Genomic DNA, 24,137 nt, shown 5'->3' on the forward strand with positions numbered 1-24,137 from the left:
CGGAGCGATCATCGGCTCCGGCGCCGTGGTCACCACGGACGTACCCGACTACGGGATCGTCGGCGGCAACCCGGCACGGCTCATCCGCACCCGGTTCTCCCAGTCGCGCAGGCCCGCGTCGTCCACCATCGGGTCGTCGGTGCCGGCGCACACCCACAGCGGGCAGCCGAGCGGCGGTCCGGGCAGCGCCTCGTACGTCTCCGACAGAGTGAAGTCGGCGCGCAGCACCGGCGCGAACAGCTCGATCAGCTCCGGGCGTTCGAAGAGCTGCGGCGGGGTGCCGCCGAGCCGGCGGACCGCGTCCAGGAAGGCCGGGGCGGCGAGCCGGTGGATGTCGGGGAAGGTCTGCCGGGCGGTGGGCCCGTTGCGGCCGACGAGCACGACACCGCTCGGCGGTCGGCCCAACGCGCTCCAGTGACGCGCCAGTTCGTAGGCGAAGGCGGCGCCCATGCTGTATCCGAGCAGGACGTAGTGGCCGGTGGTGTGCGGCGCGGAGGAGCGCACCAGGTCGTTCAGGACCTCTCCGAAGTCGTCGCGCACGGGCTCGGCCATCCGGCGTCCGTGACCGGGCAGTTCGAGCAGCTCGGTGCGCGCGGCCGCGGACAGGGCGGCCCGCAGTCCGGTGAAGGCCTGCGCGGCCCCGCCGGCGTACGGCACACACAGCAGCGCCGGCGCGTCGGCGGGCGCGGCTGGAGCTGCGGGAGCGACGGGAGCTGCGGGAGCAGCGGGAGCGGCGGGTGGCACGGCGGCGGTCGCGCCGGGAGGGCTCACCTGCATGACGGGATCTCCTTCTGCTGAGCCACGCCGACCACGGAGGGCACCGGCGCGGAAGTGGGCGGGGGGTGCGGGGCCGCGGGGTGCGCGGCCGCGGGGTGTGGGGAGCGAGGGGTGCTCCGGGGCGCGGCGGCCGGGGCGGCGGACGCGCACAGGCCGGAGGCAGCGGGCGTACGGGAGGCCGCGGTGGGTGGGGCGAGGTGAACGGCGCTGGACGGGCCGAGGTGACCGGCCGTGGACGGGCCGAAGTGACCGGCCGTGGACGGGCCGAGGTGACCGGCCGTGGACGGAGCTGGGTGAACGGCGGTGTAGGGGGCGAGGAGACGCACGCCCGCCCCTGCCGCGACCAGGGTCCGGATGTCCGCCGGCTCCGGGGCGAGCGGGCCTGCGTCCAGGGGGGCGGCCGCCGCGAGGAGCCCGTCGTCGTGGCCGGGGAGGCGGCCGAGGACCCGTACCACGTCGCCGCCGCCCGCCACGGCGACCGCCGCGCGGAATCCGGGGCCCGCGTCGATCAGCCACAGGCGCCAGGCGCGCGCGGGGTCACCGGGGGCGCGGTGGACGCGCACCGGGCCGCCGCGGCGCTCGCCCGGCGCGACCCACACCGCCGTGAGGTCGCCGGCCAGGCCGGTGCCCAGCGCCTTCAGGACCGCCTCCTTGCACGTCCAGTGCGTGAACAGGGCTCCGTGCGACGGGTCTTCGGCGCTGCCGGGACAGCGCGGGTCCTCCCACGGGGAGAGGATCTGGCGGCGCAGGCCGGCCGGGTCGTGCAGCGGCGTGACGCGTTCCACGTCGACGCCGACGGGGCCGTCCCGGCTCACCGCGACGAGCGCCAGGCCGTCGGTGTGGGACAGGCTGACCCGCAGCCCGGGGTCACCGCTGACGTACGGCTTGCCGAGCTTCCCCCGGACGAAGGCGACGCGGTCGGGGCTGCGGCCCGAGTACAGCGCCGTGACCGCCCGCAGCGCGGCGTGCGAGCAGGCGTACAGCGTGCGGGCGGAGGGGACGATCCGGCCGAAGCGGCGCCGTTCCTCGGGCGCCAGCAGCCCGGCGCAGCGCTGCAGCAGCGCCTCCCGCCGGGGCCCGGGGCCGGGTTCGGGGACCACCCAGACGTGCGTCTCACCTGGCGGCGGACCGTTGCGTGCTCGGTTCATCGGGCCTCCAACCCTCGTCCGGCCAGTCACGGTCGGCCACTTGACGCAGAACTCAACACTAGTAGAGTTCATCGGGAAATGACATCATCAATCGTTGAAATCTACGAGTGTTGAGCTTCTCGCCGGCACCACTTCTCAACGCGTCTCAAGGAGGCACGGCGTGGCCAGTGACCGCGAAGAACTGCTCTCCCAGCTGACCGAGTTCGTCCAGGAACGGCTGCTCTCCGACCCCGACTCGCAGGGCCTGGCCGCGGACACCCCCCTGCTGGAGTGGGGGATCCTCACCTCGGTGAACACCGCCCAACTGCTCACGTTCATCCGTGACGAGCTGGGAACCACCATCCCGCCGACCGAGCTGACCGGCGGCAACTTCCAGAACCTGGACAGCATCACCGACCTGGTGCTGACCCTCCGCTGACACCGCGTGCGCACGGCCGGCACGCGACCTGAGCGGCCGCCGCGGAACGCGCCCGACACCACACCACGACAGGAGATCACGTTGTCCGAGGCATCCGAGAACAACGGCTACGACTACGACATCGGCATCATCGGCGGCGGTCCGGCCGGTGCCACGGCGGCCGCGTACCTCGCCAAGGCGGGCCTGTCCGTGGTGGTCTTCGAATCGGAGACCTTTCCGCGCGAGCACGTCGGCGAGTCCCTGGTCCCGGCCACCACCCCGGTACTCATCGAGACCGGAGCGATGGAGAAGGTGGAGGCCGCGGGCTTCCCCAAGAAGTACGGCGCCGCCTGGACGTCCGCGGAGGACCGGGACATCCCGCACAACGGCTTCACCGGACTGGACCACGACTTCCGCTCCGCCGAGGTGCTCTTCAGCGAGCGGGACCAGAACGGCGTCGACCGGGACCACACCTTCCACGTGGACCGCGGCAAGTTCGACCAGATCCTGCTGCAGAACGCCGAGAGCCTGGGCGCGAAGGTGTACCACGGCGTCCGCGTCAACCGCGTCGACTTCTCCGACCGCGACCGGCCGGTCCTCGAGGCCAAAGTGGGCAACCAGCCGATCGGCGTGCCCGTCCGCATGGTGATCGACGCCAGCGGCCGCCGCACCATGATGGGCGCCCAGCTCAAGTGCAAGGAGCCGGACCCGGTCTTCAACCAGTACGCGGTGCACACCTGGTTCGACGACTTCGACCGCAAGGCCCTCGCGGTCAACAAGGACCAGGCCGACTACATCTTCATCCACTTCCTGCCGCTCGAGGACACCTGGGTCTGGCAGATCCCGATCACCGACACCATCACGTCCATAGGCGTGGTGACGCAGAAGGCCCGCTTCAAGGCCGCCAAGAACGACCTGGAGACCTTCTTCTGGGACACCGTCGGCAGCCGCCCGGCGCTCAAGGAGGCCCTGCGGAACGCCCGCCAGGTCAAGCCGTTCAAGTCCGAGGGCGACTACAGCTACGCCCTGACGAAGATCGCGGACGACTCGCTCGTGATGATCGGCGACGCGGCCCGGTTCGTCGACCCGATCTTCTCCAGCGGCGTGAGCGTGGCGCTCAACAGCGCCCGCCTGGCCGCGGCGGACATCATCGCCGCCCATGAGGCCGGCGACTTCCGCAAGGAGCGCTTCGACACCTACGTGAAGACGCTGCGCAGCGCGGTGAGCAACTGGTACGAGTTCATCTCGATCTACTACCGCCTGAACATCCTCTTCACGGCGTTCGTCCAGGACCCGCGCTACCGCCTGGACGTCCTGAAGATGCTCCAGGGCGACGTGTACGACGGCGAGCCCAAGGCCCTCGCGGCGATGCGGGAGATCGTCGAAGCGGTGGAGAAGGACCCCACCCACCTGTGGCACAAGTACCTGGGCACGCTCAAGGCCCCCTCCGCCGCGGCCAAGTTCTAGGCGACAGCGCCTAGGCCGCCGAGTCCGGGCCGTGGGGCCCAGGCACGCCCCACGGCCCGGCTGCTCGCGCACCTCCCTCGCGGCACCGCCCGCACCGTCGAAGGCACCGCCCGCACCGTCGAAGGCGCCACCCGCACCGTCGAAGGCGCCACCCGCTCCATCCAGGCACCACCCACCCGATCGTCGCTCCTGACAAGGGGGATCCATGCCCGCCCGCAACGGAACCAGCTCCGACCCGGCCATCGCTCTCGTCGGCATCGGGTGCCGTTACCCGGGCGGGGTGGTCGACCCCGAGTCCTTCTGGCGCGTCCTGCGCGACGGCGTCGACGTCATCGGGGAGATACCCCCCGAGCGCTGGGGCCCCGAGTACATCAGCGAGGACGGCGCGGCTCCCGGCACCGGCTACTGCCGCTGGGCCGGCGTCCTGCCCGGGCTCGACCGCTTCGACGCGGACTTCTTCGGCATCTCCTTCCGCGAGGCCCGCGAGATGGACCCGCAGCAGCGGCTGCTGCTGGAGGTCTCCTGGGAGGCCCTGGAGCACGCGGGCCTGACCAAACCGCGCCTGTCCGGATCGAGGACCGGCGTGTTCTTCGGCATGCTAGGCATGGACTACACGCTGCTGCACTCCAAGACGCGCGGTGTGAAGGCCATCGACCCCTACTACGCCAGCGGCAAGGAGTTCAGCTTCGCGCCCGGCCGGGTCGCCTACACCCTGGGGCTGCACGGGCCGGCGCTCGCCGTGAACACCGCCTGCTCCTCGTCCCTGGTCGCGGTGCACCTCGCCTGCCGCTCCCTGGCCTGCGGCGAGGCCGACACCGCGCTGGCCGGCGGCGTCAACGTGCTGGCCACCCCCGAGCTGTCCATCTTCATGAGCAAGGTGCAGGCCCTGTCCCCCACCGGCCGCTGCAAGCCGTTCTCGGCCGCGGCGGACGGCATCGTCCGGGGCGAGGGCTGCGGTGTCGTCGTACTGAAGCGGCTCGACGACGCCCTCGCCGACGGCGACCGGGTGCTCGCCGTGATCCGCGGCAGCGCCTTCAACCACGACGGCCGCAGCGCCGGTCTCACCGTGCCCAACGCCTCCGCGCAGGAGTCCCTGCTGCGGGACGCGCTCACCCGCGCCGACGCCCGGCCGGAGCAGGTCGCCTTCGTCGAGGCCCACGGCACCGGCACCCCGCTCGGCGACCCGATCGAGGCGTACGCGCTGCAGCAGGTGTTCGGACCGGGCCGCGAGCGCCCGCTGCACATCGGCTCGCACAAGGCCAACTTCGGGCACACGGACGCGGCGGCCGGTGTCGCCGCGCTCATCAAGACCGTACTGACCGCCCGGCACCGTCTCGTCCCACCGCAGCTGCACCTGGGCACCCCCAACCCGGCCATCCCCTGGAACGACGGCCCGCTGACCATCTCCCCCGAGGCCGTCGAGGTCGACGGCGCGGGCGAGGAGACGCTGTACGGGGTGAGCGCCTTCGGGCTCAGCGGCACCAACGCGCACCTGCTGCTGTCCGCCCCGGCGGACCAGGCGCAGCCGGTGACGGAGCCTCAGAACGGCGCGCCGCAGGTCCTCTTGCTGTCCGGCTCCACCGAGCAGGCGCTGCGGGAGCGGGCCCGCGATCTCGCCGAGGCGCTGGACGACGACCGTCCGCTGCCGGACGTCCTGCACACCGCGGCCGTACGGCGCACCCACCACGAGGCGCGCGCCACGGTGATCGCCGCCGACGCCGCGCAGCTGCGCGCCTCGCTGCGGGAACTCGCCGAGGGCGAGCCGGACGAGCGCACGGTCACCGGCACCGCCGAGCCGCGCCGCCGGCACCGTACCGTCTTCGTCTTCTCCGGTCAGGGCTCGCAGTGGAGCGGCATGGGCCTGGACCTGTGGGACCGGGAGCCGGTGGCCGCCGCCTCGCTGGAGCGCAGCGACGAGGTGCTGCGCGCCGCCGGGCTGCCGGGGCTGCGCGAACTGCTCGGCGGCGACCGGCTCGCCGATACGGAGCTGGCCCAGCCCGCGGTGGTGGCACTGCAGTTGGCGCTCGCGGAGGTGTGGCGGGCGCGGGGTGTGGAGCCGACGGACGTGATCGGCCACAGTCTCGGCGAGATCTCCGCCGCCTGCTTCACCGGCGCCCTCGACCTGCCAGCGGCCCTCGACCTCGCCGTGCGGCGCGGGCGGATCATGGCCGCGGCCGCCGGAACCGGGCGGATGCTCGCGGTGGCGCTGCCCGAGGACGAGGCGGTGGTCACCGCCGCCGGCACCGGCCGCGTGGTCACCGTCGCCACCGTCAACGGGCCGTCGGCCACCGTGCTGGCCGGGACGGAGGAGGACCTGACGGCCATCGCGGCGCTGCTGCGCGAGCGGAACGTCCCGGCCCGCTTCGTGCCCGGCGACTACGCCTTCCACAGCCCGGCGATGGCGCCGTTCGCCGATCAACTGCGCGCCGAGCTGGGCGACCTGACGCCCAGCCCGCGCCCGGACGCGTTCCTCTCCACGGTCTCCCCCGACGCGCCGCCCGCCGTGCTGGACGCGGACTACTGGGCGGCCAACGTCCTCAGCCCGGTGCGCTTCTGGCCGGCGGTGAAGAACCTGATCGCCAACCAGGGCGCCGACTTCGTCGAGATCGGCCCGCACCCCACCCTGGTCCGCCCGCTCGGCGACGGCCTCACCGCGCTGCGCCGACCGGGCGTCGCGGTCGGCTCGCTGCGCCGCGACGCGGACGGGCCCGCCGCGCTGCTCGCCGCGCTCGCCGAACTGCACTGCGCGGGCGCGGAGGTCCGCTGGGACGGCCTGCTGCCCGGCCGGCCGACGGACCTGCCCCGGCATCCCTGGCAGCACGAGTCGTTCTGGCTGCCGGAGGTGACACCGGGCACGCAGTACGCGCCGGGCGCCGTGCCGGACGCGGTGGCGCGCCCCGCGCAGCTCGCGGTGCAGCTGATCGACGAGTCGGGCAACCCGCTGGGTCCGGCGCGCCGGGTCGACCTCGGCGGCGGCGCCCCGGGCGAGGCATCGGCCGACGCCGTGCCCGTCCCCGACCTCACGACTCCGGCGGAGCTCCCCCCCTCCGCCGGTGGCTCCCCGGCCGCGGCCCCGACCCCCGACGGGGCCGGCCGGGAAGTCGATCCGTCCGCCGCCGCTTCCGCGAGGAGGCGGAGCGGAGCGGCGGCGGACACCAGCGCACCGCGGGAAGGCGGCGCCACGGCCCCCGGCGGCAGCGCGCCGGGCAGCGGCCCGGCCGGCGGGACCGACCGGCAGCGCCGCGGCCTGATGCGCCGCACCACCGAGGTGCTGGCCTCGGTGCTCGGCCAGGACCCGGGCCGGCGCATCCCGCCCCGGCGCGGCTTCGCCGACCTCGGCCTGGACTCGCTGACCATCGTGGAGTTCGTGGACCGGCTCGGCATGGAGCTGGGCCTGGACATCCCGTTGTCCACCCCGTTCGAGCGGCCCTGCCTGGACGAGCTGGTCGACCACCTGCTGCCGCTGGTGGCGCGGCGGGAGGCCGCGCCGGCCGGGCCGGGCGAGGAGGCGGCGACCGGCGCCGCCACGCCGACCGAGCCGCAGCCGGCCGAGCAGCCCGCCCCCGCCGACGACCCCATCGCCGTCGTGGGCATGAGCTGCCGCTTCCCCGGCAGCCCCACCGTCGGCGACTACTGGCAGCTGCTGCGCGACGGCCGCGTCGTCATCCGGGACGTGCCGCCGGACCGCTGGGACGGTCAGGCGTACCTGTCCGACGGCGCCTGGACGCCCGGCACCATCACCTCGCTGCGCGGCGGCTACCTCGACGACGTCCGCGGCTTCGACGCGGCCTTCTTCCGGGTCTCCCCGCGCGAGGCGCGCAGCCTCGACCCGCAGCACCGGCTGTTCCTGGAGGTCGCCTACGAGGCGCTGGAGGACGCGGGCGCCACCCGGGACCGGCTGCGCGGCTCGGCGACCGGCGTCTTCGTCGGGATGAACAGCTCCGACCACTCCCAGCAGGTGGCGGGCCGGCTGCAGGACGTCGACCTGTACTACGGCACCGGCAACTCCTTCGCCGGGGCGGCCGGACGGCTGTCGTACTTCCTGGGCCTGACCGGTCCCAGCATGGCGGTGGACACCGCCTGCTCCTCCTCGCTGACCGCGGTGCACCTGGCGATCCAGAGCCTGCGCTCCGGCGAGAGCGACCTCGCGGTGGCCGGCGGCGTCAACGTGATCCTCAGCCCGGTCATCCCCGTGTCGGTGTCGGCCGGCGGCGCGCTGTCGCCCTCCGGGCAGTGCCGCACCTTCGACGACGCGGCCGACGGCTACCTGCGCGGCGAGGGTTCCGGAGCGGTCGTGCTGAAGCGGCTGTCGCAGGCCCTGGCCGACGGCGACCGGGTCTACGCCGTGCTGCCCGGCAGCGCGGTCAACCAGGACGGCGCGAGCAGCGGACTGACCGTGCCCAACGGCACGGCGCAGCGTGCGCTGATCGAACAGGCCCTGGCGCAGGCCGGGCTGAGCGGTCGCGAGGTCGGTTACGCGGAGGCGCACGGCACCGGCACCCCGCTCGGCGACCCGATCGAGCTGCGGGCGCTCGCCCAGTCGCTCCGGCCCGACGGCGCCGACGGCGCGCCGCTGCTGGTCGGTTCGGCCAAGCCCAACATCGGGCACCTGGAGGCGTCCGCGGGCATGGCGGGCCTGATCAAGGCCGTCCTCGCGGTGCACCACGGCCAGATCCCGCCGCACGTCGGTGTCACCACCCGGCCGACCTCGCAGGTGCGCTGGGAGGAGATGGGGCTGGCGATCGCCGGGGGCGGCGAGAGCTGGCCCGAGCCGGACCGGCGCCGCGTCGCGGGCGTCAGCTCCTTCGGCTTCACCGGCACCAACGCGCACATCGTGGTCGCCGAGCCGCCCGTCGCGCCGGGGACCGGGACCTCCGCGGCCCTCGCGCCGGCGGCGGACCGGCCCGCGGACCGCTTCGCGCTGCCGCTGTCGACGGCGCAGGAGTCCGCGCTGCCCGCCGCCGCCCGGCAGTACCTCGAGCTGCTGGAGTCGGCCGACGCGGACGTCCTCGCCGACCTCGCTTACACCGCGGGCGCGCGCCGCAGCCACCTGGAGCACCGGGCCGTCGCGGTGGGCCGGGACGTGGTCGCGGTCCGCTCGGCCCTGCGCGCCCTGGCCAAGGGCGGCGAGCATCCCGGGGTGCGCACCGGCACCGCCGACACCGTCCGCTCCTGCGTGTTCGTCTTCTCCGGCTTCGGCTCCCAGTGGGCCGGCATGGGCCGCCGGCTCCTCGAGAACGAGCCGGTGTTCCGGGACGCGGTGCTGGCCTGCGAGGAGGAGATGCGCAAGTGGATCGCCTGGTCGCCGCTGGCCTCGCTGCGCGGCGAGCCGGACAGCCGGCCCTTCGACCAGGGCATCCCGCAGGAGCTGATCTTCGCCGTGCAGGTCGGCCTGGTGGAGCTGTGGCGCAGCTGGGGCGTGGAGCCGGCGGCGGTCGTCGGGCACAGCATGGGCGAGGTCGCCGCCGCGTGGGCGGCCGGGGCGCTGACGCTGGCGCAGGCCGCGGAGGTGCTGTGCCTGCGCTCGCGGCTGCTGGACACGCTGGTCGGCACCGGCGGGTCGGTCGTGGTCGGGCTGAGCCGTGAGGAACTCGCCCCCTACCTGGTGCTGTACGAGGACAAGCTGGGCATCGCCACCGTCAACGGCCCGCGCACCACGGTCGTCGCCGGCGCCCTCGACGCGCTGGAGGAGCTGACCGAGGAACTGACCGAGGCGAACGTGTTCGTGCGGCGGGTGAAGGTGCCGGTGGCGCCGCACTCCCCGCTGATGGACCCGCTGCGCGAGCGGCTGGTGTCCGGGCTGGCGCACCTGACGCCGTCCGAGGCGCGCGTCCCGGTGTACTCGGCGGTGGCCGGCGGCGAGGTGTCCGGACTCGACCTGACCGCCGAGTACTGGGGCCGCAACCTGCGCGACACCGTCCTCTACCAGGACGCGGTGAGCGCGGTGGAGGACGCCGAGGAGCGGGTGTTCGTCGAGATCTCCCCGCACCCGGTGCTGGTCTCCGGCACCGAGGAGTCCCTCGCCGCGGCCGGGGCCGGGCGCCCGCTGGCGCTGCCCTCGCTGGTCCGCGACGAGGACGAGGTGGGCGCGCTGCTCACCACCTTCGGCGCGCTGCACGCGCACGGCGTGCCGGTCGACTGGGCCGCGTTCGCGGGTGACGGCCGCCGCGTGGTGGACCTGCCCCTGTACCCGTGGCAGCGCAAGGAGCACCGCCTGCCGGACCTGCCGGCGGACCGCACGGGCGGTTCGGGCAGCCTGGTCGGCGCCCCGGTCCGGCCGGCGCACGCGCCGTGGACCGCGCTGGTCCCGGTGAGCGTCGACGGCACCCGCAGCCCCTGGCAGACGACGGGCGAGGGATCCCGTACGACGGTGTCGGCGGCCGCCCTCCTGGAGGCCGCGCTCGGCACGGCCGCCGCCACCGGACCGGCCGCGCCGGCGCTGAGCGGCGTGCGGTTCGGCGCCGCGCCGCGCACGGACGGCGAGAGCCGGGCGGAGCTGCAGGCGGTCGCCGACACCCGGCAGGGCACGCTGGTGCTGCACTGCCTCGCCGAGGACGCGCCCGCCGAACCCGCGCTGACCGCGGCCATGGGCCTGCCGGAGGACTTCGCCGCGCCGGCCGCCGACGCGGCGCCGCTGGCGGACGACGAGCCGCTGCGGGCCACGCTCGCCGAGGCGTTCCCGGCGTTCGGTGTGGAGTCGGCGGGCAGCGGCCGGGGCTGCGCGGAGGTCACCGTCCGGGTGCCCGACGCGGCCGCCCGGCACCGGCTGCCCGCCGAGCTGCTGCGCCTGGCCCTGCACCTGACCGCAGACGCGGCGGTGGACGGGGTCGCGGCGATCGGCTCGGTGCGGGTGAAGGCGGCCGTCGACGGCACCGTACGACTGCGCCGCGGGCCGGTGCGCAGGACGGCCGAGGGGTCGGCGGAGGCGGACGTGACGGTCCTGGACGCAGCGGGCCGGGCGGTGCTGGAGCTGACCGGGCTGCGGCCGGCCGCCGCCCCGTCGCCGACGCCCGCGGACGCGCGGCGCGACCGGCTGGAGAGCCTGCTGTACCGGATGGTGTGGACCCCGGCGGGGCAGCGCCCGGCCGGTGCCGAGCAGGACGCCGCCACGCCGCCCGCGACGCGCTGGCTGGTGTGCGGCGACACCGAGCACCTGGCGGGCGCCGTGGCGGAGCAGCTGCGGGCTGCCGGGTGCGAGGTGCGCCGGGTGCGCTCGCAGGCCGCGCCGCCGTCCGCCGATCCGCACGACCTCGCCCTGGACCCGGCCGACCGGGACGCCTGGCGGACCCTGCTCGCCGTGCACGCCAACTCGCCGACCACCGGCATCTGCGACCTGTGGCCGCTGGAGGACCTCGACTCGCGCCCGGACGGCTGGCCGGCCACGGTCGCGCTGACCGCCGCGCTCGCCGACGCCGAGGGCCCCGCGCCCCGGCTGTGGCTGGTCACCCGGCACGCGCTGCTGCCGACCGGCCACGCGGGCTACCCCGACGGCGACCAGGGCGCGCACGCCGGCCTCGGCCGGACGCTGGCGATGACCCGGCCCGACGCGTGGGGCGGCCACGTCGACCTGACGCACGGCAGCGCCGAGGAACTGCGGGTCCTGGTGACCCGGATGCTGGGCGCGCCCGGCGACGAGCACGTCCGCGTCGAGCACTCCGCGGTGCTGGTCGGCTCCCTGGTGCGCGGCGCCGCGCCGCGGCCCGCCGAGCGCGGGCCGCTGTCCGCGGACCGCTGGCACCTGGTGACCGGCGGGGGCGGCGCGCTGGCGCCGTGCGCGGTGGAGTGGCTGGTGGGCGCCGGTGCCCGGCGGATCGTCCTGGTGGACACGGACCCGGCGGACGCGGCGGGTGAGACGCCCACCGACCGGATCGCCGCCTGGCGTGCGTCGGGCGCCGAGGTCCGCACCGTCGCCACGCACGGCTCGCACTCTGAACTGGCGGCGCTGGTCGATGAGTTGCGTGCGGAGTGCGGGATCGCGTCGGTGGTGTGCGCCGGCTCGCCGGGGGCCGCGGTGCCGCTGGAGGAGACGACGGAGGCGCTGCTGCGCGCCGAGCTGAACCGGGGCCGGACCGCCGAGCTGCTGCACCGGCTGACCGCGAAGGACCCGGTGGGCCTGTTCGTCCTGCTGGGCTCGGTGCCGGGCACCTGGGGCGGCGCGGTCACGGGCGCCTCGGCGCCGTCGGACTGGGCGCTGCGGGCGCTGGCGGCGCGCCGCCGGGCGACCGGCCTGCCGGTCACCCACCTGGAGCTGATGCCCCTGGCGGGCAGCGAACTCCTCGACGAACGGACGACTTTACTGCTGAAGACCAGCGGCATCGGCCCGCTGCGGGAGGAGGACCTGATCGCCGCGCTCGACCTGCTGGCCGGGGAGGACTCGGTGCACTGGGCGGTCGCCGACGTGGACTGGGAGCAGTTCCGCACGGCGCTCGCCGACGCCCCGCACCGGCGGCTGTTCGCCGAGGTGCTGGGGTCGGGGCGGCGCGAGGACGGCACCGGGTTCGTGGCCGGGCTCGGCGCGCTCGACCCGGACCAGCGCCGGGACCGGACACTGGACTGGGTGTGCGGGCAGGTCGCGGCGGTGCTGGGCCTGTCGGAGGACGAACTCCGCGCCGACCAGGGCTTCTTCGACCTCGGCATGGACTCGGTGATGTCGCTGACGCTGCGCCTCAGGCTGTCCCGGGAGCTGGATGTGGAGCTGTCCTCGACGGTCGCCTTCGAGCATCCCACCGCCCTGGCGCTCACCGCGCACCTGCTGGAACGCCTCGGTCATCCGGCCGACGCCGCGGACGGCGGCGGCCCGCACGACCCCGCGGCCGAGCCGTCGGCGGCCGAGGGCGCCGCCGGCGCCACCGACCTCGACGAGCTCGACGACGACGAACTGCTACGCCAGTTGGAGGCGGAGATCTCCGACTCGCAGAACTTCGGGTTTGAGGAGAACCGATGACGAAGAGCCCCGCCGAGCAGCCCAGCCAGGACGTCCTGCGCGGCCGGCTGAAGGACTCCCTGGGCACCATCCGCACTCTGCGCGCCCGGGTTCAGGAGCTGCAACGGCCGCAGCCGCTCGCGGTGATCGGCATGTCCTGCCGGCTGCCGGGCGGCGCGAGTCCCGAGGAGTTCTGGCAGTCGCTCACCGACGGCCGCTCCCTGACGGCGCAGTTCCCCGAGGAGCGGCACTCCGTCGCCGGTTTCTACCATCCCGACCCCGATCACCCGGGCACCGCCTACACGCTGGCCGGCAACTTCCTCGAAGGGCCGGTGGACACCTTCGACCCCACCGTCTTCGGCATCTCACCGCGGGAGGCGGCGGGCATGGACCCGCAGCAGCGGCTGGTGCTGGAACTGGCCTGGGAGGCCATGGAGAACGCCTGCCTGCCGCCGGCCGAGCTGGAGGGCAGCCGGGTCGGCGTGTTCCTGGGCGCCAGCACCAGCGACTACGTGCGCATGCGGCAGCAGAAGGGCGCGCTCGCGGACGTCGACGCCTACCAACTGATCGGCGAGCCGAGCTTCCTGGCGGGCCGGGTGTCGTACACGTTCGGCTTCCAGGGCCCCAGCATGGTCATCGACACGGCGTGCTCCTCCTCGCTGGTGGCGCTGGAGCAGGCGGTGCTCAGCCTGCGCTCGCGGGCCTGCGACATGGCGCTGGTCGGCGGGGTGAACCTGATGCTGTCGCCGTACGGCTTCGTGCTGGTCAGCAAGTTGCGCGCGCTGTCGCCCGACGGCCGCTGCAAGACCTTCGACTCCTCGGCGGACGGGTACGCGCGCGGCGAGGGCGGCGCGCTGTTCGTGCTGAAGCGGCTCGCGGACGCCGAGGCGGACGGCGACCGCGTCCTGGCGGTGGTGCGCGGGGTGGCCACCGAGCACGACGGGCGCAGCAGCGGGCTGACGGTGCCCAACCCGGCCGCGCAGCAGAACGTGATCAGCTCGGCGCTGAAGAACGCCGAGATCTCCGCCGAGCAGCTGTCGTACGTCGAGGCGCACGGCACCGGCACCCAGCTCGGCGACCCGATCGAGCTGCAGGCGCTGAACGCGATCACCAGCGTGGGCCGTCCGGCCGACCGTCCGCTGCTGGTCGGCTCGGTGAAGACGAACATCGGCCACCTGGAGCCGGCCGCGGGCGCGGCGGGCATGCTGAAGGTGGTGCTGGCCCTGCAGCACGAGAAGCTGCCCAGGCACCTGCACCTGAACGACCCCAACCCGCAGATCCCGTGGGACCTGCTGAACGTACGGGTGACCACCGAGGACACCCCGTGGCCGCAGGGCCCCCGGCTGGCCGGCGTGTCCAGCTTCGGCGCGAGCGGCACCAACGCGCACGCGGTGCTCGGCGAGGCGCCCCGGCCCGCGCCCCGCGAGGGCGCGCCGCGCGAGGTGGGTCTGCTCACGCTGAGCGCCAACAGCCCGGAGGCGCTGCGGGAGATGGCGCGGGCGTACCAGGCGCCGGTGCGGTCGGCCGACGCGCGCGCCCTGTCGGACATCTGCTACTCGACCCACATCGGGCGCGCCCGCATGAAGCACGGGCTCAGCGTCACCGGCGACCGCGACGAACTGGCCGCAGGACTGGCCGCGTTCGCCGCCGGGGAGCGGTCCGAGCAGGCGATCGCGCACGGCCCGGCGGGCGCCAAGGCGCGCCGGGTGGGCTGGCTGTTCACCGGGCAGGGCTCCCAGTACGCCGGGATGGCCGCCCGCCTCGCGGCGACGGAACCGGTGTTCGCCGAGGCCCTGGCGGAGTGCGTCGCGGCGCTCGACGAGCACCTCGACGAGCCGCTCGGCCCGGTCCTGGCCGGCGCCGCGGACGACGGGCGCATCGACCGTACGGGCTTCACGCAGCCCGCCCTGTTCGCCGTCGAGTACGCGCTGGCCCGGATGTGGGAGGCGTGGGGCGTGCGGCCGAGCGCGCTGATCGGGCACTCCCTGGGCGAGATCACCGCGGCCTGCGTGGCGGGGGTGCACTCGCTCAAGGACGCGGCGAGGCTGGTCACCGCGCGGGCCCGGCTGATGGAGGCGCTGCCCTCGGGCGGGGTGATGGAGACCCTGGTGTGCGACGAGGAGACGGTGCGCGCGGCGATCGCGGAGGCGGGGCCGGTGCCGGGCACGGCGGTCGCCGCGGTGAACGGGCCCACCGACGTGGTGCTGTCCGGCCCGGCGGAGGAGGTCTCCCGGGTGGTGGAGCTGCTGGCCGCGCGCGGGGTCAAGCACCGCCCGCTGAAGGTGTCGCACGCCTTCCACTCGCCGCTGATGGCGCCGATGCTCGAGGAGTTCCGGGCCGTCACCGAGACCCTGGCCTACAACCAGCCCAAGTACCCGGTCATCTCGAACGTGACGGGCCGCGAGTGGGGCCCCGACCAGCTGCGGCCGGCCTACTGGTCGGAGCACGTGCTGGCGCCGGTGCGCTTCTACCAGGGCGTGACCCGGCTGTACGAGACCGGCTGCCGCACCTTCCTGGAGCTGGGCCCCGCCCCGGTGCTGCTGGGCCTGGGCGCCCGCTGCCTGCCGGAGGACGGGGTCGCCTGGATCCCGTCGCTGCGCCGGGACCGCGAGGACGGGCACATCGTCGGCCAGGCCCTGGGCGCGCTGCACCACCGGGGGGTGGCCGTCGACTGGCAGGCCGTGCACGCCGCCGAGCGGCCGCGCCGCACCTCGCTGCCCAGTTACCCGTGGCAGCGTGAGCGGTACTGGTTCAACGACGGTGACCCAGCCGCCGACCCAGCCCTGCTGACCGCCGACGACGCGCCCGGCGCACTCTTCGAGGGACACATGCTGTCCGGGCCGCCCACCTTCTCCCCCCGGCTCGACCAGCTCGACGAGGTGTTCGTGCAGACCGGCCAGGACGGCCGCCGTCAGGTGTCGGCGGGCGGGTTCTGCAACTGGGCGCTGGCCGGCGCGGCGAAGCTGCCCGGCGCGCAGCCGAGGCTGGTGGACCGTTTCGTGGTGGGCGAGCCGCTGCTGCTCGACCCCGAGCACCGGCCGGCGAAGATCCGCGTGTACGTGCTGCCGCAGGACGACGAGGGACGCTCGCTGTTCCTGTGCTTCTCGCGGCAGGGCGTGGAGTCCGCGGAGAGCGGCAGCTGGCGGCTGCACGCCCGCGGTGTGCTGGTGCGCCGCCCGCCCGCCCACACCGGCGGCGACCTGGCGGCCATCCGCGCCCGCTGCGTGCCCGTCGGCCGGGGCACGATCACCGTGCCGGGCTGGGCCGAGGCCGTCGTGGGCGAGGTGTACCAGGGTCCGGGCGAGGTCCTCGCGGAGGTCAGCCAGGCGGCGGAGCGGCTGCCCCGGGGGTCGCTGCTCGACGTGACGCTGGGCCTGCTGCGCCAGTCGGAGCACGCGCCGGAGCCGGGCGAGCCGCAGCCCACGGCGGTCCCCTCGGGCACCCGCCGCTACGTACACGGCTGGCTGGCCCCGTCCTCGGGCGACGGCGGGCTGCGCGGCGGCCTGGAGATCCTGGGCGCCGACGGCAGCGTGCTGATCGCGATGCGGGACGTGCAGCTGCGGCCGCAGGCCGCGCCCGCGGCGCCCGAACCGGCCCGCGGGGCGCACGAGGACACGGTGTGGCAGGAGGTGTGGCGGCCCGCCGACGCGGCCCGGTTCACGCCGCGCGGCCTGCGCGGCGAGCGGGTGCTGCTGCTCGGCGGTGGGACGGCCGCCCGGGCGGTCACCGAGCGGCTGGTGCTGCGCGGCGCCGACGTCACCCGCACCGAGTCCACCGTCGAGGCGGCCGTACGGGCGCTCGAGGTGAACGGGACGTACCAGCACGTGGTCCTGCTCGGCGGCCTGGATCTGCCGCTGTCCGGCTTCGACTCCGGTTCGGTGCGGCAGGCCCGCGAGAGCGTCGAGCACGTCTTCCTGGCGGTGGCGCGGAGGCTGGCCGAGGCGGAGGCGGAGACCCGGATCTGGGCGGTGACCCGGGGCGCCCAGTGGACCGGCACCGGGCAGCGCGAACTGTGCGTGCCGGCGGGGCCGTTGTGGGGGCTGGGCAAGGTGACCGCGCTGGAGCACCCCGAGCTGTGGGGCGGTCTGCTGGACCTGGACCCGGCGGGCGGCGCCGACGAGGCGGAGCAGATCGCCGGCCTGCTGGCCACCGAGACCGTGGAGGACCTCACGGCCCGGCGCGGCGAGGAGCTGCTGGTGCCGCGTCTGGTGGCGGTGCCGCAGGCCGAGGAGCCGGTCCCGCCGCGCCTGAGCGACCTCGGCAGCTACCTCGTCACCGGCGGCCTCGGCAGTCTGGGCCTGCTGGTCGGCGAGTGGCTCGCCCGGTCCGGCGCGGGCACGGTCGTGCTCATCGGCCGCACCGGGCTGCCGGACCGGTCGCGCTGGGACGCGCCGGACCTCGACGACGCGACCGGCGCGAAGATCGCGGGGGTGCGGCGGATCGAGGCCCAGGGCGCGGACGTGCGGATCGAGGCGATCGACGTGTGCGACGAGACGGCCCTGCGCTCGTTGACCGACCAACTCGGCCTGGCGGGACGCCCGTTGCGCGGTGTGGTGCACGCGGCCGGCCTGTCGGAGCCGCAGTTCCTGCGGGAGAGCGACCCCGAGACGTACGACCGCTGCCTGCGTCCCAAGGCGGACGGCACCTGGGCGCTGCACAACGCGACCGTCGACCAGGACCTGGACCTGTTCGTGTCGTTCTCCTCGATCGCCTCGGTGTGGGGTTCGCAGCACCTGGCGGGCTACGCGGCGGCCAACGCCTTCCTCGACTCCTTCGCGCACCACCGCAAGCTGCGGGGCCTGGCCGCCACGACCGTCAGCTGGGGGCCGTGGGGCGCCCGGTCGGGGCTCGCGGACGACTCGGTGATGGCGTTCCTGCGCTCCATCGGGCTGGTGCAGCTCGATCCGGAGCACGCGCTGGAGCTGCTCGGCGAGGCCATCGCCGACGGCGTGGCGCACCGCACGGTGTGCTCGGCGGACTGGGCGCTGTTCCGGGACCTGATGGAGGCTCGCCGGGAACGGCCGATCCTCAGCGAGATACGCAGCGCGCCCGCTCAGGACGGGGGGACCGATCCCGAACTGGGCCCGCTGACGGCGAAGTTGATCGGGCTGGACCACGTCGACCGGCTCGCCGAGCTCAACGAGTACATCCGGGTACAGCTCTCCGCGATCCTGCGCATGGAGCTGGACACCCTCACCGAGGACACGCGCCTCGCCGACATGGGTCTGGACAGCCTGATGGTCATGGAGCTCATCAGCCGCTGCCGGGACGACCTGCGCCTGGAGATCAACAGCCGCGACTTCTTCGCCTGCCCGGGCATCCACTGGGGCGCCCATCTCCTGGAGCTGGTCGAGCAGCGGTACCCGGCCGGCCGGAAGACGCCGGCAGCCCGGGCGTGACCGCCGGGGCCCGTCTTCCCGGGTGTTGCGGGAAGACGGGCCCGGACCCAGCAATCCGCCTCGACCACTGGAGGAACGAGCATCATGCAGCCACTGCCCGCGTCCAATCCGTCCGGCAGGGCGGACCACGACGTCGCCATCCTGGGCGCCGGCATCGCCGGGTCCGTCCTGGCCGCCGTCCTGTCCCGCAACGGCGTGAAGACCGTGCTGATCGACGCGGGGACGCACCCCCGGTTCGCGGTGGGCGAGTCGACGATCCCCTACACCTCGGTGATGCTGCGCATCCTCGCCGCCCGCTACCGGGTGCCGGAGATCGCCCACCTGAGCCACTTCTCCACGATGCGCTCCAAGGTGTCCTCCAACTCGGGGCAGAAGCGCAACTTCGGCTTCGTGTACCACCGCGAGGGCCGACGGCAGGACCCGCACGAGATCAACCAGTTCGTGATCCCGGTGGCCCTGTCCACCGAGTCGCACATGTTCCGCCAGGACGTCGACGCCTACATGTACAACGTGGCGCTGAGCTACGGCACCACGGGCCGGCTGGCCACCCGGGTGACCGACGTCGCCATCGACGGCTCCGGCGTGACGCTCGCGGTGGAGAACGGGCCGGAGATCCGCGCCCGCTACATCGTGGACGCCGGCGGGCACAACTCGCCGCTGGCCCGCAAGTTCGGCCTGCGCGACGAGGTGCCGCAGCAGCGCACCCACTCGCGCACCCTCTTCACCCACATGATCGGGGTGCGCCCCTACGACGACTGCCCGGCGGCCCAGGGGCACGACAACCCCAGCCCGTGGCACGAGGGCACGCTGCACCACATCTTCGACGGCGGCTGGCTGTGGGTGATCCCCTTCGACAACCACAAGGGCGCCACCAACCGGCTGTGCAGCGTCGGCCTCACGCTGGACCCGCGCCGCCACCCGAAGACGGACACCCCGCCCGAGCAGGAGTTCGCCCAGTTCCTGGAGCGTTTCCCGGCCATCGCCCCGCAGTTCAAGGACGCGACGGCGGCCCGGCCGTGGGTGTCCACGGGCCGTCTGCAGTACTCGTCGAAGAGAATCGTCGGCAACCGCTTCTGCCTCACCTCGCACGCGGCCGGTTTCGTGGACGCGCTGTACTCGCGCGGCCTGACCAACACCACCGACGTGGTGAACTCGCTGGCCTGGCGGCTCATCGAGGCAGCCCGGGACGACGACTTCTCCGCGGAGCGCTTCGCCCACGTCGAGACCCTCCAGCAGGGCCTGGTGCGGGCCCACGACGACGTCGTCGGGTCCTCCTTCACGTCGTTCCGCGACTACGGCATGTGGAACGCGACGTTTCGCATGTGGGCCCTGGGCACGGTGCTCGGCACCCTCAACGCCCAGGACGCGCTGGTCCGTTTCCAGCGCACCGGCGACCACATGATCTGGCGGGAGCTGGAGGCCCAGCCGCACCCGGGCGCCCTCTTCCCGGCCAGCGTCGGCTTCAACAAGATCACCGACGCGGCCTGGTCCGCCTGCCGGGACGTCGAGGCCGGCCTGATGACGCCGGACCGGGCCACCGGCGAGCTGTTCGACCTGCTCCAGGACGACGGCTACGCCCCGCCCCCGTTCGGTCTGCACGACCCGGACAACCGGTTCTACAACCCCAACCCGCCGCGGATGCTGCGCACCATGCACTGGGCCAGGCGCGGTCCGGCGGCTCCCGACACCGGGCCCATCGTGGCCAGCGCGCTGGGCGGCTTCCTGCGCTCCCGATTCCACAAGAGCGCCTGAGGGCGAAGGAGGAGAGCACCATGCCCAAGGACGAAGAGGCGCCAAGGCCGACGACGGACAGAGCGGCGGACAGCCCCGGGACGCGCGGCCGCCGGTCGCGGCCGGCCGCGACCCCGAAGGACGTCCAGGCGCGGCGCGCGGCCCGCGCGGCGGACGACGAGGACGGGCGGACGGCGCCCGGGGCGGCGCCCGGGGCGGCGCCCGGGGCGGCGCCCGGGGCGGCGGACACGGCCCAGGACAGCGGCTGGCTGGAGGGCGCCGAGGCGGTGGGCGCGGCCGAGTCCGCGCTGCCCGACGAGCCCGAGGACATCCGGCCCGAGGACATCCGGCCCGAGGACATCCGGGCGGCAGCCGCCCGGCCGGAGACCGGCCGGCCCGCAGCCACCAGCACCGAAGGCGGCGGGACCGGAGGCGACCGCGCCGGAGCCGCCCGGACGGAGGGCGACCGGACGGAGGGCGTCCAGCCCGTAGCCGCCCGGACCGAAGGCGCCCGGGCCGGAGGCGACCCGGCCGGGGTCAACCGCGCCGTATCCGTCCGCGCCGGAGGCGACCGCGCCGGAGCCGTCCGCGTCGCGGGCGACGCCCCGGCGGACGGGCCGTCGCGGATCGTGGCCGCGGCGGCACCGGCGTCCCGCCACAAGGTCGCCGTGCTCGGCGCGCATCTGGGCGGCGGCATGCTCGCCGCGGTCCTGGCCCGCGCCGGCCTCGACGTGGTCCTGGTGGACTCGGCGCACGACGTCTCGATCCCGGCGGGCGAGACGACGGTCCCGTACACCGCGGAGGTCTTCGAGCTGCTCGCGCGCCGCTACGGCGTCCCGGAGCTCGCCGCGCTCGGCCACTTCGGGCAGCTGCCCGCGTCGGTGCGCGCCGGATCCGGGCTGAAGTCGAGCATCGGCTTCGTCTACGCCCGCCCCGGCGCCCGCGTCCGCCCGCACCAGAAGCTCCAGTTCAACGTGCCCAGCGAGCACGGCGAGTCGCACCTGTACCGCCCGGAGGTGGACGCCTGGGTGCACCGGGTCGCCGTAGGCCACGGGGCGAAGGCGCCGCAGGGCCGTCCCGCGCTGAAGGACGTGCGGGGCGAGGCCGGCGACTTCACGGTCGAGCTGGCCGACGGCAGCAGCGTGGCCGCCGAGTTCGTGGTCGACATGTCCGGGCCGGACGCCCCGATGCTGGCCCGCCTGGGGCCGGAGCCGGCGCTGCGTCCGCTGCGCCACTCCTCCCGGGTGCTCACCGCGCACCTGCGGGGCGTACGGCCGCTGGAGCGGCGGGTGGACCCGGGCCCCGGCGGCACGGCGTGGACGGGCGGCACGACCCAGGTGGTCTTCCCCGGCGGCTGGATCCAGCTGGTGCCGTTCGGCTCCGAGCGGGACGGGGACGACGCGCTGACCAGTGTGGCGGTCAGTCTGGACACCAAGCTGTGGCCGCAGGGTTCGGCGTCCCCGGAGGAGGATTTCCAGGAGCTGGTCCGTCAGTTCCCGGACCTGGCGTGGCAGTTCGAGAAGGCGGCCACCGTGCGTCCGTGGACGAGCGCGGAGCCGTGGCAGTACGCGGCCACCGCGGCGGCGGGCCCCGGCTTCGTGGTCCTCGACCGCTCCGCCGTGCGCTGCGACTTCACGCTCTCCCGGGATGTCACGCTGACCGCGGAACTCGTGCACGAGGCGGCGGCGCACATCATCGCGGCGGCGGCCGAGGACGACTGGTCGGTGGCGCGGTTCACGGCCCTGGAGTCGTTCCAGGCGGCCCTGATCGAGCACAGCGAGCGGCTGCTGGGCACGGCGCTCACGGCCACCACGGACTTCCGGCTGTGGAACGCCTTCTGCCGGGTGTGGCTGCTGCACTCGATGTTCGCCGCGCTGTCCCTGAAGCGGGCCCGCAACGACGCCCTGGCGTCGGCCGGTCACCCCGGACAGTGGCGGGAGGTGGGGCGGCACCGGGGCGCGGGGCTGTGGTTCCCGGTGTATCCCGGTTTCGTCGCGCTGTTCGACGACATGGACCGGCTGGTGCGCCAGGTCGCGGACCACCGGATGGACGCGGGGGCCGCCGCCGAGCGGATCTTCGGCCAATTGCGTCAGGCCTCGTTCGTGCCGCCGCTGTTCGGCTTCGGCGATCCGACCGACCGTTACTACAACTTCACTCCCCTCAAGCGGATCAAGACTCTGCTGTGGGCCAAGCGCCGGGCCCCGCACATGGTCCGGCGGGTCCTCACGCCGGGGGCCACCGTTTCCCCCAGCGTCGAGCGGTGACCGGCCGGCCGGGCGTCACCTGACGGCGCCCGGAAGGAGCCGCCGTTCCGCGCCCGCCGGGCGGGCGGAGAGCGGAACGGCGGCTTCGCATGCGGGCGTCCGGTGGCGGCACGGTGCGCCTCGTGTGCGGACGGCGACTGCCGGTTCCGGCCAGCCCGCCCCCCGGCGCGTCCGGCGTGGCTGGACACGGCGCACGGTCAACGGAAGGCTCCCTACCGGGGAGTCACCGCATGTGGAATGCTGGTAACGTTGATTTCCACATCCCATGAATTAACGGAGGGGCAATGAGTAACGGAGCCGGGAGCCCCTGCCCGAACAGCACCCGTCGCGGCGCCACGCCCCGCGCGGGCCGCCCCACGCGGGGTGGAGGCCGGCGGCCCGGTCAGAGCGGCACCAGGAACCAGATCCTCACCGCGGCTCTCGAGCTCTTCGCGGACAAGGGCTACTCGGGCACCACGATGCGTGGCATCGCCCAGCAGGCCCGGGTCGACCCGGCGCTCATCCACCACTTCTTCAACAACAAGGACGGGCTGTTCCAGGACGCGGTCTCCTCGCGCCTCGACATGTCCGCCCTCTTCGACTCCCTGACGGACGACGAGGTGCAGGCGGGCCTGCAGAGCCGCGGCGAGTGGGTCGCGCGTGCGTTCCTCTCCCTCTGGGAGGACGAGGCGACCCGGCCCGCGCTGGTCGCCGTCTACCGCACCAGCCTGTCGGACGAGGCGACGGCCAAGACCTTCCGGGACCGGATCGAGTCGTCCTTCGAGGCCTGCCTGAGCCGGTTCGTCCCCGAACGGTCCGACCGCGCACCGGCGTTCACCTCGCTGGTCTCCGCGCAGCTGGCGGGTCTGGTCATGCTGCGCTATGTGCTCGCGGTGGAGCCGCTCGCCTCGCTGGACTTCGAGGAGCTGATGGACTGGCTCGCGCCGTCCATCCAGGTCCACTTCGACCGCCTGGCCGAGGAGTAGCCGCCGGCGGCAGCGACCCTTCCGGCCCGCCTGCCCGCCCCGGCGCCGGTCTCGACGGCCCGCGTCGCGGCGCCCTCCGCCACGGCGCCCTCCGCCCGCGCCAGGACGAAGACGCCGCGCCCGGCCACCAGCGCGGCGGCGGCTCCGGCCAGCGCGGTGGCCGCACCCGCGGCACAGCGGTCGCCGAGGACGAAGACGCCGACGACGGCCGCGAACACCGGGTTGACCAGAGTGACCGTGGCCAGCGGCGCCTCCAGGCCGGTGCGGTAGGCGCGCTGGCACAGCAGGAGCCCGCCGGGCGCCAGGCAGACCACGCCGACGGCGAGCAGGACGGCCGTGCCCGGCTCCCCCGCTCCCCGTCCGGTCAGCTCCAGCACGGCGGTCTGGGCCAGCGCGGAGGCGGCGCCGAACGCGACGCCGGCGGCGGCCGCGTACGCCAGGCTGCTGACCGCCGCCCGACGCGCGGCGAGCGCCGCCACCGCCAGGACGCCGAGGGCCGCGGCGGCCAGCGCCCCGACGCCCAGCGCCTCCCGCCCCTCCAGCGGACGGCTGACGCCCGCGGACGGGAGCAGCATCAGCAGCCCGACGACACCGGCCACCGTCGCCGCCGTGCCCGACCACTGCTCGGAGGTCATCCGGTGCCGCAGCAGCGGGACCGACAGCAGCGGCGCCGCGACCAGGGTGAGCACACCCAGCATCTGCACGGCGACCAGGGAGCCGTAGCGCAGGGCCGCGGTGTGCAGCAGCGCGCCGAGCGCGTTGAGCAGGACGGCGGCCCACCACGCGGGCGAGCGGCCGAGGCTCCGGCCGCCCGGTGCGCCGGACCGCGCGGCCGTCGACCGCTGCGCGACGGCCGCGGCCGCGTACACCAGGGCCGAGGCCGTACCGAGCGCGAGAACCGTCCACACGGTGTCAGCGACTTCCTTTCGCCGCACGGGAGGCGGCAGTAGCGGAAGAAATGCGACGGGCCGGGGTGGCGCCGGCGGGCGGCACCCCCGCCCCGGCGCCCCGGGGGGGCGGGGCGGGGGGGGGCGGCGGGCGCGCCGCCCGCCCCCGGGCAGTCGCG

9 protein-coding genes and 2 pseudogenes are annotated in these 24,137 nt (G+C 74.9%); 8 read left to right on the forward strand and 3 right to left on the reverse strand.

The window, feature by feature from the left end:
- Positions 1–100, forward strand: a pseudogene (locus tag AB0G63_RS36565) (antibiotic acetyltransferase); the annotation flags it as partial.
- A gap of 74 nt (positions 101–174) precedes the next feature.
- Here AB0G63_RS36565 and AB0G63_RS36570 read toward each other — a convergent pair.
- Both AB0G63_RS36570 and AB0G63_RS36575 read right to left on the reverse strand, forming a co-directional pair.
- Positions 175–777: pseudogene (locus AB0G63_RS36570) on the reverse strand (alpha/beta fold hydrolase); the annotation flags it as partial.
- Positions 768–1,925 (reverse strand): 4'-phosphopantetheinyl transferase superfamily protein, encoded by a 1,158-nt coding sequence (locus tag AB0G63_RS36575; RefSeq protein WP_360759373.1) that lies wholly within the window; start codon positions 1,923–1,925, stop codon positions 768–770. The pseudogene AB0G63_RS36570 and the gene AB0G63_RS36575, both read right to left, overlap by 10 nt.
- Before the next feature lie 160 nt (positions 1,926–2,085).
- Here AB0G63_RS36575 and AB0G63_RS36580 point away from each other — a divergent pair, with 160 nt between their 5' ends.
- The 7 genes from AB0G63_RS36580 (at position 2,086) to AB0G63_RS36610 (ending at position 23,071) form a co-directional block, all read left to right on the forward strand.
- Entirely contained in the window at positions 2,086–2,343 is a 258-nt protein-coding gene (locus AB0G63_RS36580; RefSeq protein ID WP_360759376.1) for an acyl carrier protein, read from the forward strand.
- Positions 2,344–2,424: 81 nt separating this feature from the next.
- Positions 2,425–3,789: a tryptophan 7-halogenase gene (locus AB0G63_RS36585; protein ID WP_360759379.1), complete on the forward strand. Its 1,365-nt coding sequence runs from the start codon at positions 2,425–2,427 to the stop codon at positions 3,787–3,789.
- Between the two features lie 205 nt (positions 3,790–3,994).
- The gene (locus AB0G63_RS36590) at positions 3,995–12,733 is read left to right on the forward strand and encodes a beta-ketoacyl synthase N-terminal-like domain-containing protein (RefSeq protein ID WP_360759382.1); all 8,739 of its coding nucleotides are present in this window, start codon (positions 3,995–3,997) and stop codon (positions 12,731–12,733) included.
- Positions 12,730–18,111: a beta-ketoacyl synthase N-terminal-like domain-containing protein gene (locus AB0G63_RS36595; protein WP_360759385.1), complete on the forward strand. Its 5,382-nt coding sequence runs from the start codon at positions 12,730–12,732 to the stop codon at positions 18,109–18,111. Before AB0G63_RS36590 ends, AB0G63_RS36595 begins: the two co-directional genes overlap by 4 nt.
- A gap of 84 nt (positions 18,112–18,195) precedes the next feature.
- Positions 18,196–19,863 (forward strand): FAD-dependent oxidoreductase, encoded by a 1,668-nt coding sequence (locus AB0G63_RS36600; RefSeq protein WP_360759388.1) that lies wholly within the window; start codon positions 18,196–18,198, stop codon positions 19,861–19,863.
- A gap of 20 nt (positions 19,864–19,883) precedes the next feature.
- Positions 19,884–22,106 carry a hypothetical protein gene (locus tag AB0G63_RS36605; protein ID WP_360759391.1) on the forward strand — a complete coding sequence of 741 codons (2,223 nt, stop codon included), beginning with the start codon at positions 19,884–19,886 and terminating at the stop codon, positions 22,104–22,106.
- Between the two features lie 284 nt (positions 22,107–22,390).
- A complete protein-coding gene (locus AB0G63_RS36610; RefSeq protein ID WP_360759394.1) occupies positions 22,391–23,071 on the forward strand; it encodes a TetR family transcriptional regulator in 681 nt (226 codons plus the stop codon).
- On the opposite strand, the gene AB0G63_RS36615 is transcribed toward AB0G63_RS36610, so the two are convergent.
- Complete coding sequence (locus AB0G63_RS36615; protein ID WP_360759397.1) at positions 22,966–23,979, reverse strand: hypothetical protein; 1,014 nt, start codon at positions 23,977–23,979, stop codon at positions 22,966–22,968. The two genes, AB0G63_RS36610 and AB0G63_RS36615, sit on opposite strands and share 106 nt — an antisense overlap.
- Between the last annotated feature and the right edge of the window lie 158 nt (positions 23,980–24,137).

Origin of the sequence: Streptomyces sp. NPDC020996 (assembly GCF_040641355.1) — a bacterium.
Classification (GTDB): domain Bacteria; phylum Actinomycetota; class Actinomycetes; order Streptomycetales; family Streptomycetaceae; genus Streptomyces.